At 69.8% G+C, this 15047-nt stretch carries 16 protein-coding genes; 11 read left to right on the top strand and 5 right to left on the bottom strand.

Annotation, left to right across the window (positions count from 1 at the left end):
* The first annotated feature begins 222 nt into the window (after window positions 1-222).
* From alr to tsaD, 6 genes are read left to right on the top strand one after another with little or no spacing between them, the layout of a single operon-like run.
* Complete coding sequence (gene alr, locus NB3_RS16760) at window positions 223-1401, top strand: alanine racemase (RefSeq protein ID WP_371855912.1); 1179 nt, start codon at window positions 223-225, stop codon at window positions 1399-1401.
* Window positions 1398-2486, top strand: coding sequence for an alpha/beta fold hydrolase (locus tag NB3_RS16755; RefSeq protein WP_067803729.1), 1089 nt, complete (start codon window positions 1398-1400; stop codon window positions 2484-2486). Before alr ends, NB3_RS16755 begins: the two co-directional genes overlap by 4 nt.
* Window positions 2479-2931 (top strand): tRNA (adenosine(37)-N6)-threonylcarbamoyltransferase complex ATPase subunit type 1 TsaE, encoded by a 453-nt coding sequence (tsaE, locus tag NB3_RS16750; protein ID WP_067803726.1) that lies wholly within the window; start codon window positions 2479-2481, stop codon window positions 2929-2931. The genes NB3_RS16755 and tsaE overlap by 8 nt, the downstream gene beginning before the upstream one ends.
* Window positions 2932-2986: 55 nt before the next feature.
* Complete coding sequence (gene tsaB, locus NB3_RS16745; protein ID WP_067803723.1) at window positions 2987-3703, top strand: tRNA (adenosine(37)-N6)-threonylcarbamoyltransferase complex dimerization subunit type 1 TsaB; 717 nt, start codon at window positions 2987-2989, stop codon at window positions 3701-3703.
* Between the two features lie 26 nt (window positions 3704-3729).
* Window positions 3730-4212: a ribosomal protein S18-alanine N-acetyltransferase gene (gene rimI, locus NB3_RS16740; RefSeq protein WP_067803900.1), complete on the top strand. Its 483-nt coding sequence runs from the start codon at window positions 3730-3732 to the stop codon at window positions 4210-4212.
* Window positions 4209-5252 (top strand): tRNA (adenosine(37)-N6)-threonylcarbamoyltransferase complex transferase subunit TsaD, encoded by a 1044-nt coding sequence (gene tsaD / locus NB3_RS16735; RefSeq protein ID WP_067803720.1) that lies wholly within the window; start codon window positions 4209-4211, stop codon window positions 5250-5252. The genes rimI and tsaD overlap by 4 nt, the downstream gene beginning before the upstream one ends.
* A 79-nt stretch (window positions 5253-5331) precedes the next feature.
* Here the strand turns inward: tsaD and NB3_RS16730 are convergent, their stop codons facing one another.
* Window positions 5332-6810 carry a DUF7159 family protein gene (locus NB3_RS16730; RefSeq protein ID WP_067803897.1) on the bottom strand — a complete coding sequence of 493 codons (1479 nt, stop codon included), beginning with the start codon at window positions 6808-6810 and terminating at the stop codon, window positions 5332-5334.
* A 583-nt stretch (window positions 6811-7393) separates the two neighbouring features.
* Between NB3_RS16730 and groES the strand changes: the two genes are divergently transcribed.
* Complete coding sequence (groES, locus tag NB3_RS16725) at window positions 7394-7696, top strand: co-chaperone GroES (protein WP_028479292.1); 303 nt, start codon at window positions 7394-7396, stop codon at window positions 7694-7696.
* Between the two features lie 153 nt (window positions 7697-7849).
* Window positions 7850-9460 carry a chaperonin GroEL gene (gene groL / locus NB3_RS16720; RefSeq protein WP_067803717.1) on the top strand — a complete coding sequence of 537 codons (1611 nt, stop codon included), beginning with the start codon at window positions 7850-7852 and terminating at the stop codon, window positions 9458-9460.
* A gap of 223 nt (window positions 9461-9683) precedes the next feature.
* On the opposite strand, the gene NB3_RS16715 is transcribed toward groL, so the two are convergent.
* The 3 genes from NB3_RS16715 to NB3_RS16705 form a co-directional block, all read right to left on the bottom strand.
* Window positions 9684-9935, bottom strand: coding sequence for an RskA family anti-sigma factor (locus NB3_RS16715; protein WP_067803714.1), 252 nt, complete (start codon window positions 9933-9935; stop codon window positions 9684-9686).
* Window position 9936: 1 nt separating this feature from the next.
* The gene (locus tag NB3_RS16710) at window positions 9937-10512 is read right to left on the bottom strand and encodes a sigma-70 family RNA polymerase sigma factor (protein WP_067803711.1); all 576 of its coding nucleotides are present in this window, start codon (window positions 10510-10512) and stop codon (window positions 9937-9939) included.
* 430 nt (window positions 10513-10942) lie between these two features.
* A complete protein-coding gene (locus NB3_RS16705) occupies window positions 10943-11236 on the bottom strand; it encodes a WhiB family transcriptional regulator (protein WP_039796164.1) in 294 nt (97 codons plus the stop codon).
* 629 nt (window positions 11237-11865) lie between these two features.
* Between NB3_RS16705 and NB3_RS16700 the strand changes: the two genes are divergently transcribed.
* From NB3_RS16700 to NB3_RS16690, 3 genes are all read left to right on the top strand, one after another.
* Window positions 11866-12750, top strand: coding sequence for a hypothetical protein (locus NB3_RS16700; RefSeq protein ID WP_067803708.1), 885 nt, complete (start codon window positions 11866-11868; stop codon window positions 12748-12750).
* A gap of 134 nt (window positions 12751-12884) precedes the next feature.
* Window positions 12885-13463 (top strand): sigma-70 family RNA polymerase sigma factor, encoded by a 579-nt coding sequence (locus NB3_RS16695; protein ID WP_039795737.1) that lies wholly within the window; start codon window positions 12885-12887, stop codon window positions 13461-13463.
* On the top strand, window positions 13456-14625 hold the full coding sequence (locus NB3_RS16690; RefSeq protein ID WP_067803705.1) for an anti-sigma-D factor RsdA: 1170 nt from the start codon (window positions 13456-13458) through the stop codon (window positions 14623-14625). The genes NB3_RS16695 and NB3_RS16690 overlap by 8 nt, the downstream gene beginning before the upstream one ends.
* 229 nt (window positions 14626-14854) lie before the next feature.
* Here NB3_RS16690 and NB3_RS16685 read toward each other — a convergent pair.
* Window positions 14855-15047 (bottom strand): DUF5319 family protein (locus tag NB3_RS16685; protein WP_169810698.1); only part of this gene is annotated, 193 nt, incomplete at its 5' end.

The following is a 15047-nucleotide window of genomic DNA, read 5'->3' as shown; positions in this document are numbered from 1 at the left end:
CGATGTCTCCGGGCCGACGGGTTCCAGCGGGTCGGTGGCGGCGCTGGGTGCCGGACGCCATCGGCATCGGCGCGATCGGTGCTGGTCGTGGCGCTCGACACACGGGGCCAGGCGCGATCCGAACCGATTGGAACCGGAACCGAGCCCGCCAATAGACTCGACCGGAACCATCGCACCGACTGATTTCGAGAACACATGGGTAACTCGCCGGGTACGCCCAGAATCCAGGCGGCATCGAACGAATCTCGCGCGCCCGACCGGCACGGCCCGAACACGCGGAGAGGCGGCACAGCGCACGTGGAAACGGTCATCGACCTGGACGCCATCGCCCACAACGTGCGGATCCTGCGGGAACACGCGGGCGACGCCGCGGTGATGGCGGTGGTGAAGGCCGACGGCTACAACCACGGCGCGGTCGAGGTGGCTCGGGCCGCCCTGGCCGCGGGCGCGGCGGAACTGGGTGTCACGACGGTGGGCGAGGCCGTGCAGTTGCGTGCGGCCGGGATCACCGCGCCCATCCTGTGCTGGTTGCACAGCATCGACACCGATTTCGCGGCCGCGGTCGCCGCCGATGTCGAGATCGGGATCTCTTCGGCGGCTCATCTGCGCGCGGTCGAGGCCGCGGCGCGCGACCTGGGCCGTCCGGCGACGGTCACGGTGAAGGTGGACACCGGCCTGAACCGCAACGGTGTGTCGCCGCTCGCCTACCCCGAAGTCCTGACGACGCTGCGCGCTCTGGTCGACGAGGGCCTGGTGCGGTTCCGCGCGATCTTCTCCCACCTCGCGCACGCCGACGAACCCGAGCACCCCAACAACGACGCGCAGCGCGCCCGGTTCCTGGACGCCATCGCCACGGCCAAGGAACACGGCCTGGAACCGGAGCTGGTACACATCGCCAATTCCGCCGCCACCCTGACCCGTCCTGACCTCGCCTTCGACCTGGTGCGCCCCGGCATCGCCATGTACGGCCTTTCCCCGATACCGGACGACGATTTCGGCCTGCGGCCCGCGATGACGTTCCAGGCCCGCGTCGCTCTGGTCAAACGGGTGGCGGCGGGCGAGGGCGTTTCCTACGGGCACCAGTGGATCGCGCCGCACGACACCACCGTCGCGCTGATCCCCGCCGGTTACGCCGACGGCGTGTTCCGCCCCTTGAGCGGACGATTCGACGTCTGGCTCGGCGGCGCTCCACGCAGGAACGTGGGACGGGTGTGCATGGATCAGTTCGTCGTCGATCTCGGCGACAACGCGGCCGGTGTCCAGGAAGGCGACACCGCGATCCTCTTCGGTGCGCGACCGCACGCGCAGCAGTGGGCGGACCTGCTCGACACCATCCACTACGAGGTGGTGTGCGCGCCGCGCGGGCGGGTCGCCCGACGCTATGTCGGCGGCGACCGATGAGCCGCTTCCGGGTGACCCCGCTGCGCGGCGGGCTGGCCACGGCGGGTGTCGTCGGTGCGCTGGCGGGCGCCCATGCCCTGCGCCGCGCGGGCGCGCGGGTGCTGTGGCCGGCCAGGGGCGACGACTACCGCGACGAGAATTTCGCGCTGATCGATGCCGACCGCGCGGGGACGGTGCTCGCCGACGACGGTGTGCCCCTGGCCACCCGGACCTGCGGACCGGACGACGCGCCGGTGACGGTGATCTTCGTGCACGGGTTCTGCAACAGCATGGCCTCGTTCCACTTTCAGCGACGTGACTTGGAAAAGCGCTACGGCGCACGGCTTCGCATGGTGTTCTTCGACCTGCGCGGGCACGGCCTTTCCGGCGTGCCGAGCGCGGCGAGCTGCACCGTCGCCCAGCTCGGCAGCGACCTCGCCACCGTGCTGAACGCCACCGCTCCGGAAGGGCCGGTGGTGCTCGTCGGGCATTCGCTGGGCGGGATGGCGGTCCTGGCCGCGGCCGCGCGATTCCCGGAGCTGTTCGCGACCAGAGTGATCGGGATCGCACTGCTGTCGACCGCCGCCGCCGGCGTCACCGCGGCGGGTATCGGGCAGTTGTTGCGCAATCCCGCGATCGACGGGTTCCGGCTCGCCGTCTACACCGCGCCCGCGCTGGTGCAGGCGGGCCGCGTCACCGCGCGGCACGTGATCACGCCGTTGCTGCACGTCAGCTCGTTCCACGGACCGGTGAGCCCGACCCTGTCGCGCTTCACGACGCTGATGATCGACCGGACGCCGATGGAGACCATCGTGAAGTTCCTGCAGGCCATCGAATTGCACGACGAGTCGGCGGCGTTGCCCACGCTGGCGAGCACACCGGCGCTCGTTCTCGGCGGCAGCCACGATCTGGTGATCCCGTTCCGGAATTCGCGTGCGCTGGCCGCCGCCCTGCCCGACAGCGAACTCATCCGGTTGGAGGGCGCGGCGCACATGCCGCATCTGCAGTATCCGGACATCGTCAACGCCGCGCTGGATCGCTTGCTGGTGCGGGCGGGCGCGATCGACTTGGCGCAGGGAGAGACCTCCGAGGTGGCCCGTGGCTGATCCGGGGTATCGGGTGCTGCCCACCGTCGCCGACACCGAGGCGCTCGGCCGGGAACTGGCCACGGATCTGCGCGCGGGGGATCTCGTGGTGCTGGACGGTCCGCTCGGCGCAGGCAAGACCGCGCTCACCCGCGGCATCGCCGAAGGACTCGGCGTGCAGGGGCGGGTCAGCTCGCCGACGTTCATCATCGCCCGCCAGCACCGCGCGGGGCAGCGCGCGGACGGGCCGCCGGTGCCCATGGTGCACGTGGACGCCTACCGGCTCACCGGCGACCTGGACGAGCTGGACGCGCTGGACCTGGACACCGATCTGCATCAGGCGGTGGTCGTGGTGGAGTGGGGTCGCGGCGTGGTGGAGCATCTCGCGGAGCGGCACCTGCGCGTGGTGCTGTCGCGGGCGCCGGACTCGGATGTGCGCACCGCCAGCTGGGAATGGGTGAATTAGCTATCAGGTAGCTCTGCGTGGGCGCCCGCTACCACCCGGTATCGTTGGCCCAATCATGCTTGTACTAGCCGTCGACACCGCGACACCCGCCGTCACCGCGGGACTGGTGGACTTGGAGCAGGGCGCCGACGCGGCGAATTCCGCCCGGGTACGCACTGTCGCCTCCCGGGTGCGGGTCGACCCCCGCGCCCACGCCGAGGTGCTCACCCCGCAGATCCTCGAATGCCTCACCACGGCAGGCCGTTCCAGGACCGAGATCGACGCGATCGTGGTCGGTGTCGGCCCCGGTCCGTTCACCGGCCTGCGCGTCGGCATGGCCACCGCGGCCGCCTTCGGCGACGCGCTCGGCATCCCGGTGTACGGCGTGTGCAGCCTCGACGCGATCGCCGCCGACGCCGCCGTCGACCCGGCGGTCCCGCCCCCCGTCGAACTGCCGCCCGCTGCCGAACTGCTCGTGGTGACCGACGCGCGGCGGCGCGAGGTGTATTGGGCGCGGTACCGGGCCGGCACACGCGTGGCCGGTCCCGAGGTGTGCAAGCCATCGGACTTGGACGCGGGCGACGCCACGGCGATCGCCGGATCCGCCTCGCACGTCGACTACTTCGATCTTCCCGTGCTCCCCGCCGAGACGCCGTCGCCCGCGGGGCTGGTCCGCGTCGCCGCCGCCGAGCTGCTGTCGGGCAGCGTGCCGCAGCCGCTGGTCCCGCTGTACTTGCGCAGGCCGGACGCGGTCGAGAACGCCTACCGCAAGCTCGACCGGACGGGGGCGTGAGGCCGGTGGCTTACCGGATCGCGCCGATGGTGCCCGCCGATATCGCGCGCTGCGTGGAACTGGAGCAGTTGCTGTTCCCGGAAGACGACCCGTGGGCCGCCGTGGCGTTCCAGTCCGAGCTGGCCGGGCAGCACAATCGCTACATCACCGCCCGCGACGACGACGGGCGAATGGTCGGCTACGCGGGCATCGCCCTGCTCGGTGACGCCGAACATCCCGAGGCCGAGGTGCACACCATCGGCGTCGACCCGGGCCGCCACCGCGCGGGCGTCGGCACGCTCTTGCTGGAGGCGCTGCTCGCCGAGGCGGACCGGCGCGGGGGACCGGTGTTCCTGGAGGTGCGCACCGACAACGCGCCCGCGATCGCGCTGTACGCCAAGCACGGCTTCCACATCATCGGCTTGCGCAAGAACTACTACCACCCGAGTGGTGCGGACGCGTACACGATGCGCCGCCCCGCGTTGACCGGCCAGGACCGCTGGCGCACACCGGACGAGGTGCTGTCGTGATCATCATGGGCATCGAAAGCTCCTGCGACGAAACCGGAGTCGGCATCGTCCGCAGGCACTCCGACGGCACCTGTGAACTACTCGCCGACGAGGTCGCCTCCAGCGTCGACCAGCACGCCCGCTTCGGCGGCGTCGTCCCCGAGATCGCCTCGCGCGCACACCTCGAGGCGATCGTGCCCGCCATGCGCCGCGCGCTGTCGGCCGCGGGCATCGCGAAACCGGATGCGCTGGCGGTGACCATCGGCCCCGGCCTGGCCGGTGCGCTGCTGGTCGGCGTCGCCGCGGCGAAAGCCTATGCGGCGGCGTGGGATGTGCCCTTCTACGCGCTCAACCATCTCGGCGGTCATGTGGCGGTGGACACGCTGGAGCACGGGCCGATGCCGCCGTGCGTCGCGCTGCTGGTGTCGGGCGGGCACACGCACCTGCTGCACGTCACGGATCTTTCCGAGCCGATCGTCGAGCTGGGCAGCACCGTCGACGACGCGGCGGGCGAGGCGTTCGACAAGGTGGCGCGGCTGCTCGGGCTTGGCTTTCCCGGCGGTCCCGCGCTGGACGCCGCCGCGGCGACCGGTGATCCGCGCGCCATCGCCTTCCCCCGCGGCATGACCGGGCCGCGCGATCCGCGCTACGACTTCTCCTTCTCCGGCCTGAAGACGGCGGTGGCCCGTTACGTAGAGGCGGCCCAGCGCGACGGCGTCGCGGCGGAGGATCTGCCCATCCCGGATATCGCGGCGTCCTTCCAGGAGTCGGTCGCGGATGTGCTCACCATGAAGGCGGTGCGCGCGGCCGAGGACGTCGGCGTCGACACGCTGGTGCTCGGCGGCGGCGCGACGGCCAACTCACGGATCCGCTCGCTGGCCGAGGAGCGTTGCGCGGCGGCCGGTTTGACCCTGCGGGTGCCCAAGCCCAGGCTGTGCACGGACAACGGGGTGATGATCGCCGCGCTCGGCGCTCATGTCATCGCGGGCGGCGCGGCTGCTTCGCCGCTGACGGTCGCCACCGATCCGGGTCTGCCGGTGTCGGTCAGCATGGTTCGCTGATCGGCTCTGATTCGGGGAAGGATCTGCGGCCGTACCGGTTCCCGGCGCGATGGCCGCGAAGGGCTGTCGTGCGGCCGGATCAGTTCGGTGCGAGCAGTCCGGGGTGCGACGCCGACCCGGAATCCCCCCGGAGCGGAAGCGGCAGGCTCGTGCGCGCGGGCGCCTGGGTGGGCGCCGGACTGGTGCCGGGCGCCGTAGCGCTGGGCGCCGCGGGCAAACTGGTCGGCGCCGCGTTCGGGTTCCCGAACAAGGGACCGAGCAGTTCGGGGAACGGAATCGGCGGGAGGTTTGGATCCGGGCGCAGCGTGGGCTGCGTGGGTGGGATCACCGGCGTGGGCCACGGCCCGCCGGTCGTGCTCTGCGGTCCCCGATCCGTGGTGGGGGCGACGCCGGTGCTCACCGCCGTGGTGGCCTGCGGCACGGAGGTGGGGCTCGGCAGTTGGGACGCGCTGCTCGTGGTCCCGGCGGGAGAGACCTCGTCACCCGAGGTGGGCGCGAAGGTCTTGACCCCGTAACCGACGATCAGCCCCACGACCACGATGGCGCCGGCCAGTGTGCCGAACACCTTGGTGACCGTGCCCGCGGGCGCGTCGCCGCCGAGCCCGCCCACCGGGAACACCGAAGGCTGCATCGAATCGGCGACCAGCGCCGCGCCTTTCGCGGTCACCGCCTCCGGGTCGGGCACGGTGAACACCGGGATGTCCACGGCGGCGGTGAGCGTGTCGAGCACCGCGGGGATGTTGGCGCCGCCGCCGATGACCGCGACCGCCTGTGGCTGCCTCGGCGCGCGGGCGAACGACATCGTGACGAACCTGGCCAGGTCGCGCAGCAGGTCGGCGATCAACTCCTCGAAGTCGGCCCTGGTCAGCTTCAGCGGACGGCCCGCGACGTGGTCGATGGTGACCGCGGGCGCGATGGACAGGTGCTCCTTCGCCGCGCGGCCCCGGTTGGTGAGCATCCCGCGGTTCGGGCGGGTGCCGCGCCGGGCGAAGTGCAGGTCCACCAGATGGTGGTAGATGAGGTCGTCGATCGCCGTGCCGCTGACGGCGGCGGTGCGATCCGAACGCAGCAGGGAGCCGTCGGCGCGGTCGGCGACGGTGACGCTGAGCCCGCTGGCGCCGAGGTCGACGATGGCGACCGTGTCGTAGCGATCGAGCAGACCGGTGTGCCGCAGGTAGGTGAGCGCGGCGGTGCCCTCCTGGATCAGCCGCAGGTCGCGCTGCTTGCCGGTGGCCGAACGGATGATCTGGGCCTGCTCCTTGGTGCGGTAGGCGACCGCGACGCTGGTGGGCGGGTGACCGGTCATCGGCTCGAAGTCGCGTGGCCCGCCCGCGTATCGACCGCCGACCGGACGGATGATCTCGCGCGGCGGCTGCGTGGTCGGCAGCTGGGTGGTCATCAGCTCGATCGAGGACGCCACCAGGTCACCGAGATCGGAATGGGCGGCGTCGGCGGAGACGACGCGGTAGTCGAAGCTCTGCGCGCCGTTCGGCGCGGTGGAGACCAACGCCGAGCACACGACCTCTGCCCCGGCCGAGATGCCGAGGGATGTTCGCATGTTCACCTCCCTTCGAGCGGATGGTCATGGTGTCGCCGACCATCTCGAATGGACTGCCGGACCGCGGTATGGATGACGCGCGACCCGGACCGGGAAACGAACCGGCCCCTCGTCCGGGTGGGTCGCGGGGACCGGCCATGGATCACGTGTGTCTTGCTCTCTGGTGAAGCTGGTGGTGCAACGATGGTGCTGCGGCGCTGCGAGTTCGGCGACGCTGTGGCACTCGTGTGCCGCCTGGCCGCCGCTCGAGGAGCGACGAACCGGCGGCCGGACCGCAGCCGTCGTCAATAGTGTCACAATCCGTTATCCGAACGTTACTGTTTTCTCGAACTTATCGCCAAGCCCGAGGTGTCGTCGGCGCGCCGCGCAAAGTTGGCACCGCCCAGCCTTGAGCGCTGGCACTCTCATGTATAGAGTGCTAGTCGGCACTGTGTGTAGTGCTTGTGCCAGCAGCTTGACCACTGGGCAGGGGTCCCGGCACCCGCGACGACGGGGCTATGCGCAGGGTCAGCATCGTGACCAACCGACGAGTTCGGAGCGACAGTTCCGGACGACCGAATCCCCTGAAAGTGGAGGGCTCAACGTGGCGAGCGTGAACATCAAGCCGCTCGAGGACAAGATCCTCGTCCAGGCCAACGAGGCCGAGACGACGACGGCCTCCGGCCTGGTCATCCCCGACACGGCGAAGGAGAAGCCGCAAGAGGGCACCGTTGTCGCCGTCGGTCCCGGCCGGTGGGACGACGAGGGCGAGAAGCGCATCCCGCTGGATGTCCAGGAGGGTGACACCGTCATCTACAGCAAGTACGGCGGCACCGAGATCAAGTACCAGGGCGAGGAGTACCTCATCCTGTCGGCGCGCGACGTGCTGGCCGTCGTCACCAAGTAGCCGATCAGGCACGCATGCGTTCCGCCCCGGTGTCTTTCGCGACCCGGGGCGGAGTGCGTTCGGCGCCGACACCCCGGCACTGAAACACGCGGTGCGAGCGACGGGCCCGGAGGCGGTCCGGAGCGCCGCAATCCACTACAGGAGCGAATTCCCATGGCAAAGCAGATCGAGTTCGACGAGAAGGCTCGCCGGGCTCTGGAACGCGGCGTCGACAAGCTCGCCGACGCCGTGAAGGTCACCCTGGGCCCGCGCGGACGGCACGTCGTACTCGCGAAGTCCTTCGGCGGCCCGACCGTCACCAACGACGGCGTCACCATCGCGCGCGACATCGAGCTGGAAGACCCGTTCGAGAACCTCGGCGCGCAGCTGGTCAAGAGCGTCGCCACCAAGACCAACGACGTCGCGGGCGACGGCACCACCACCGCCACCGTGCTGGCCCAGGCGCTGGTCCGGGCCGGGCTGAAGAACGTTGCCGCCGGGGCGAACCCGATCGCGGTCGGCTCCGGCATCGCCAAGGCCGCCGACGCGGTCTCCGAGGCGCTGCTCGCGCTGGCCACCCCGGTCTCCGGCGAACAGGCCATCGCGCAGGTCGCGACCGTGTCCTCGCGCGACGAGGAGATCGGCGAGATGGTCGGCAAGGCGCTGACCACCGTCGGCAAGGACGGCGTCGTCACCGTCGAGGAGTCCTCGACGCTGCAGACCGAACTCGTCGTCACCGAGGGCGTGCAGTTCGACAAGGGCTACCTGTCGCCCTACTTCGTCACCGATCCCGACAGCCAGGAGGCCGTCCTCGAGGACGCGTTCGTCCTGCTGCACCGCGAGAAGATCAGCTCGCTGCCGGACTTCCTGCCGTTGCTGGAGAAGATCGCCGAAAGCGGCAAGCCCGTCCTGATCATCGCCGAGGACGTGGAGGGCGAGGCGCTGTCGACCCTGGTGGTCAACGCCATCCGCAAGACGATCAAGGCCGTCGCGGTCAAAGCGCCGTTCTTCGGTGACCGCCGCAAGGCGTTCCTCGACGACCTGGCCGTGGTCACCGGCGGCACCGTGGTGAACCCCGATCTGGGCATCACCCTGCGCGAGGCGGGCCTGGACGTGCTCGGCAAGGCGCGCCGCGTCGTGGTCACCAAGGACGACACCACGATCATCGATGGCGCCGGTTCCGCCGCCGACGTGGAGGCGCGGGTCGCGCAGCTGCGCCGCGAGATCGAGGCCACCGATTCCGACTGGGATCGCGAGAAGCTGGAGGAGCGGCTGGCCAAGCTGGCCGGCGGCGTCGCGGTGATCAAGGTCGGCGCGGCCACCGAGACCGCGCTCAAGGAGCGCAAGTACCGCGTCGAGGACGCCGTGAGCGCCGCCAAGGCCGCCGTGGAAGAGGGCATCGTGCCCGGTGGCGGCACCGCGCTGGTGCAGGCGAGCGGCAAGCTCGCCGAGCTGCGCGATTCGCTGTCCGGTGACGAGGCCGTCGGCGTCGAGGTGGTCCGCACCGCGCTGCGGGCGCCGCTGTACTGGATCGCCACCAACGCGGGCCTGGACGGCGCCGTGGTGGTCAGCAAGGTGGCCGAGGGCAAGGAGGGCTTCAACGCCGCCACCCTCACCTACGGCGACCTGCTCACCGACGGCGTCGTCGACCCGGTGAAGGTGACCCGTTCGGCCGTCGTGAACGCGGCGTCGGTCGCGCGCATGGTGCTCACCACGGAGAGCGCCGTGGTGGACAAGCCCGCCGAGGAGCAGAACGACCACGGTCACCACGGTCACGCGCACTGAGCCCTTCCGGGACGACGCGGGAACAAGGCCCCCGAACCACCTGGTTCGGGGGCCTTGGCCTATCCGGCCGCGCTCGCGCGACGACCGCGACTACCGGTGAGACCGAGGATGTTCCGAAGCTCGACACGCTGTCTGCCGCGGGGCCGCAAACAAGGCCGCGGGAAGATTCGGACCGCTGGGGGCCGGGAGGCGTGGAGCGGGAAAGCCTGACGGGAAGCCGGATTCAGCTGGCGACCGGTGGCTGTTCAGCGGCGATGGCCGCGAGGAGGCGAGCACGCAGCGACGGCGGGGGAGTGACCGCCGTGGCTGTGGCGAGAACGGCGAGCGCTTCTTTCGTGTCTCTGACTTCCTGGATGAACTCCGCGCGTAGCACGGGGTCCTCGCTGTCGAACAGTTCCTGCACTTCTCGATGGTCTTCGTCGTCGATCGATCCGAGCGCGACGGTGTGCGCGAGATCGATCCGGCGTTCGTTCATCTCACGTCACCCCCAAACTTTTCTTCAGTCGTGTCAATCCGTCCCGAATCCGGGACTTAACCGTTGGTAACCCTACGTCGAGATAGGTGGCTACCTCCGCGTAGGTGCGCCCGCCGTAGTAGGCGAGCGAGATGGCTTCTCGCTGGGTTTCGGTGAGTGTGGCGAGACCGGCCAGGACGGCCTGTTGCTCGAGCCTGCGCTCGACCTCCTCGGTGACCTCGTCGAATTCGTTGCCGAGCACCCGGATCCCATACGCGACCTCGCGCTGGGTGTGGGCTTGCTCGGCGCGGACCCGGTCGACCGCGCGCCGGTGGGCGAGGGTCATCAACCAGGTGACCGCGGAACCTTTCGCCGGGTCGAAACTCGATGCCATCCGCCAGATCTGCAGATAGACCTCCTGCGTGGTCTCCTCCGCGTATCCAGGATCGTGCAGGACGCGCAACACCAGACCGAAGACGCGCGCACACGTCCGGTCGTACAGTTCGGCGAATGCTTCCTGGTCGGCTCGGCCGCATCGTTGAAGAAGCGCGGCGAGCTCCATACTTTCGGCTGCGCGTGCCGTAACCGCAGAATCCACCGTGGGTGGGAAGGCTTCTCTTCGGAACGAGTCGCCCTCTGCGGCCGACGGCCGCGTTGTCACAACGCTCCATTCTGTGTCATCGGTCACTACCGTAGCGTGCCGCTATGACCTCCCTTCCGGTGGGGTGCCCGCAAGTTCGTCATGGCCCGGCGCCGGCCGCGAAACACGCCGACACGTCGGATATCTCGGGAGGAACGCCGTGACACGCCGAGCCCTGCCGCACCATGCCGGAAAACGGCGGGTGCACGGTCTTCGGCCTTCGCCCGGCGGCCGGCCGATCGATGGTGACGATCGCAACCCACGCGCCGCCTTCGGCGCGGAACCGATCACCGTGTCGCGTGAGCGGCTCGGCCCGAAGCGTGTTGCAGTGGCCCGTTGTTTGCTAGGGATTCGACGCCCGGTGGCGCGCGGATGGGAGAAGTTTGCTTCAGACGGCCATGCGGCGGCGGTTGCGCCGCGCGTGCATCTCGCGCTCGGTCTCCGACATGCCGCCCCAGATGCCATAGGGCTCGCTGACTTTCAGCGCGTGGGCGCGGCACTGCATGAGCACCGGGCAGGTGCGGCAGATCTCTTTGGCACGCATCTCGCGCGCGGTGCGGGCTCGGCCACGCTCCCCGTCGGGATGGAAGAACACCGCGGAATCCTGCCCGCGGCACGATCCTCGCATCTGCCAATCCCAGACATCGGCGTTGGGTCCCGGGAGGTGGGTCGGCATGGGCATGGTGAACTCCTCGTGGTGCGAGCTCGTCAGCGTTGTCGAGCAGTTGTTCTGCAACAGTTTGTGGGCCACGACGCCGTGTCGGCGGGGGTACCCCGTTGGGCTCGCCCTTCGTGGTCGCTGCAATTTCGCGCGGCGCCGTCCGTGGCGATGAGCTACGTTAGGTCCAGCCGCGAAATTCCGTCAATAGTTCGACGCAGCACTTTTCCAAATCTCGCGCTGCCAAATTTAACCTCCGAACTGTTTACTTTTCGCGCTGGTTCCGGCGATACTGTTCGGTTGGCCGGAAGCCCGTGGCTGCCGCATGGGCCGGGACTGATGAAGTTTCCGCTGGTAGGGGTGATTTCCGGGTTCTCGCGCCGCGGTGGAGCCGAAGCCACGCCCATGACGTCGGTCACCGCGGTGGCCGACGGTGTTCGCGGCGGGTGGATCCGAAGATGGCGGCAACGGGGCGCGCAGGTTAATTACGCGAAACACGCATGAATTCCCGGCACGGGCGCTCGGCGATTGCCGGGGCGAGATTTACCTAATGGCAACATCGGCTCGGCGGCGGAAATCCGCCGCGCCGCCCGCCTGCCGTCGGGCGCCTTTCCTCGCCGGGGAGCGCGGGCCGCGCAGGATAGAGTGCGCCCGTGTTCGCGCCCGCTCCGCTCGGAGATCCTCACGTCGCGGTCCTCGCGGAGGCCGCCTTCGGGGCCGCTCCCGGTCGTGCCGTCGCCGATCTGCCGCCCGCGTCGGACGCGCTCGGCCGGTGGTATCGCGCGGTGGTCCTCGGCGGCCAGGGTCGTTATGCCGCCGCGCGCGCGGAATTGCGAGGGGTATGCAACCACAGCACCGACCCCGTTCTCCTCTCACTGGCGGGAAGTACCGAGGGTTCTTTTCTTCGCCAGCTCGGCTGGCACGAGCGCGCCGCGGCGGTGGACGGGCGGGCGGCCGCGCTGATCCTCACCGCGGGCGCCGAGTCGCGGCCGCACGCCGCCGAGAGTTCCGTCGGCGCGGCCGGCGGCTACCGTCCCAGCCGCGCCGACGCGATCTGCGACGCGCTCACCGGACTCGCCGCCGACGCGCTCGGAACGGGACGGCTCGCGCTGGCCGATCGCTTGCTGCGCCGCAGCGCCGCGGCGGCGCGGGAGCATCGCGCCGGGTGGCGTCCCGCGATCCGCCTGCGCTGGGTCTCCGCGGAGACAGCGCTGGCCACAGGCGATTTCGAGGCGGCGGCGGCGCACGCGGTGGCCGCGCTCGAGCTGGCCGAGCGCTCCCCGTCGGTGCGCCACCAGGTCAAGTCCCGCCTGCTGGTCGCAGCGGCCGACGTGGCGCGTGACGCGCGCGGACGATCCGGCGTGTCGGCGGAGGAGGTCGCCGAGCAGTGCCGCGAGCACGGCCTGCTGCCGTTGCGCTGGGCTTGTGCCATGCTCCGCGCCGGATCCGGCGCGCGGGACGCGGTGGCGGAGGCGGCCGAATGCGCCGCGATCATCGCCCGCTCCGGCGGCGTGTTGCGTCCCATGGCCGGTTGGTAGGTGATCACGGAGTCCACCGTGTTGCCAAGTTCCGGCCAACGGGTCGCTATTGTTAGATCCGTTCCGCCCCTTCGGTGGAAGCACTGGTCGTCACCTGACCGTGCCACTTTGTAACGCCGGGAATATCTCTGACGATGACGCACACGGGCGAAGAGTTGGACCTCGCCGTCGCTGCCGCTGCGCAGGGCGACAGATCCGCTCTAGCTCAGGTACTGGAGATGATCCGCCCGCTGGTGGTGCGCTACTGCCGCGCGCGGATCGGAGCCGCGGAGCGTGGGCAGCTCTCCGCGGACGACGTTGCGCAGGAGGTTTGCCTGGCTGTGATGACCGCCTTGCCCAGGTATCAAGACCAGGGCAGGCCCTTCATGGCCTTTGTTTACGGGATCGCTTCGCACAAGGTCGCCGACGCGCATCGCAACGCCGCCCGTAACAAGGCGGAGGCGATGGCCGAAGTACCAGATGTCATATCCACCGACCAGGGACCGGAACAACGAGCTCTCGAATCCGAGACGAGCAGGCAGATGAACCGTCTGCTCGCGACGCTTCCCGAGAAGCACCGGGAGATCTTGATCCTGCGCTTGGTCATGGGTTTGTCAGCGGAAGAAACCGCAGTCGCCGTGGGCAGTACGGCGGGTGCGGTACGGGTGGCCCAACACAGGGCACTCGCGAAACTCAAGTCACAAGTGGCGAGGGCAGGTGAAATGTATGGCTAGGGATGGCGAGCGCGGTCGGGGTGACTGGAAGGCGCGGCTTGGATCGCGGAACAGCGGTCCCTACGCCGAGGCGTCCGGTGACACCGGCCCGGTCGACATCGCAGCGGTACGCCGCGACGATGCTCTGATCGATGCCATCGCCAGCGATGGTCCGGTGCACACCGACAGCGCCGAGGAGTATCAGCTCGCGACGTTGCTCGCGGACTGGCGAGCGGAGTTGATCGCCGCACCGATGCCGGCCGAGCCGGATCTGGACGCGATCGTGGCCGCGGTCAACCAGGAGATCGGCGCGCGACAGGTTCGCATCGGGGCGCACAGCGGCGGGCGACTGCGGCTACTACGCCCGATCATGGGCACCGCGGCCGCGCTGGCCCTGGTCATCGGCGGCATGACGGCGTTCTCGTACAACGCCGAGCCGGGCGATCCGCTGTGGCGGGTGAAAGAGGTCGTGTTCAGCGAACAGGCCCAGACGACGGTCGTGCAGCGGGCAGGCGACGACCTGAACGAGGCTTCCACCCTGGTCACCCAGAACCCGACCCAGGCCAAGGTGCGCCTCGAGCGGGCCAAGGAGAACGCCGCGCAGGTCAGCGATCCGGACAAGCGCGCCGAGCTGATGACCGAGTGGGAACGGTTGCTCGCGGAACTGCACAAGGTGAATCCGGACCTCGCCGATCAGCTGGGCTCGACGGTGCCCAAGACCACCGATCCGCGTGCCACCTCGGGCAACAGCGCGACGACGAAGCCGAGCCCGACGCCGGGCAGCGGGAGTTCGACGATCGTGCAGCAGCCCGGTGAGCCCTCGACCAAGCCCGCGCCATCGGCCGACGCCACCGCTCCCAATGGTGGAACGTCGAACGGCGGAACGTCGAACGGCGGCGGCGCGCCGACCACGGTGCCGCCGGTGACCACACCGCCACCGGCGAACACCCAGCCGCCGACGACCGGTGAGCCGACGGCGCCGCAGGAGCCGCCGGTCACCGAGGTCAAGCCGCCGCCTGCGGGTGGAACCACGGGCGACACCGGTAATCCGCCGTCGGCGCCGCAGCAGCCGCCCACCGCCCCGACGCAGGGCAACACCGGTACTCAGAACAACAACCAGCCGCCGACCTTCAGCGTGCCCGTGATCCCCAATCCGGGCTCGTTCGTGCCGCCCCACCGCTGACACAAAATAATCCGGTCAAGGCAAGAACCGATCGCCAGCCAGGCGGTCGGCTTTTTGTCGTCTGAGGGAAGCAATGCCTTATCCGGCGGGTGACCATAGGGCCGGATTCATCGGCGTGTCGGACGGTGCTCCTGTGCCTGCCGATGTGATCGTGTGCGTCGAAAATCACAGTGGCAAGCGCGAAGTACGCGAGCCTCGCAAGGCCCGCGTGGCGCTCGATCGGCTGCTCTCAGCCGTCGAATCCGTCGAATCCGTCGCCGTGGAAGGCCTCGTTCATGGAAGCGTCCGCGTAGCCCCGGCAGTAGTCCCAGGTGACATACGCTTCCGGGGTCGGGTCGTAGGCGGGCTCGTGCGGGCGGACCGTGCCGTCGACCAGCAGCTGAAGCAAGTTCGCGCGCAGCATGTCCCAGTCGTGGTAGTGG

The sequence above is a fragment of the Nocardia beijingensis NBRC 16342 genome (genome assembly GCF_001612785.1).
GTDB lineage: Bacteria > Actinomycetota > Actinomycetes > Mycobacteriales > Mycobacteriaceae > Nocardia > Nocardia beijingensis.
Note: the sequence above shows the minus strand (reverse complement) of the source record. Positions and strands in the feature narration are given on the sequence as shown.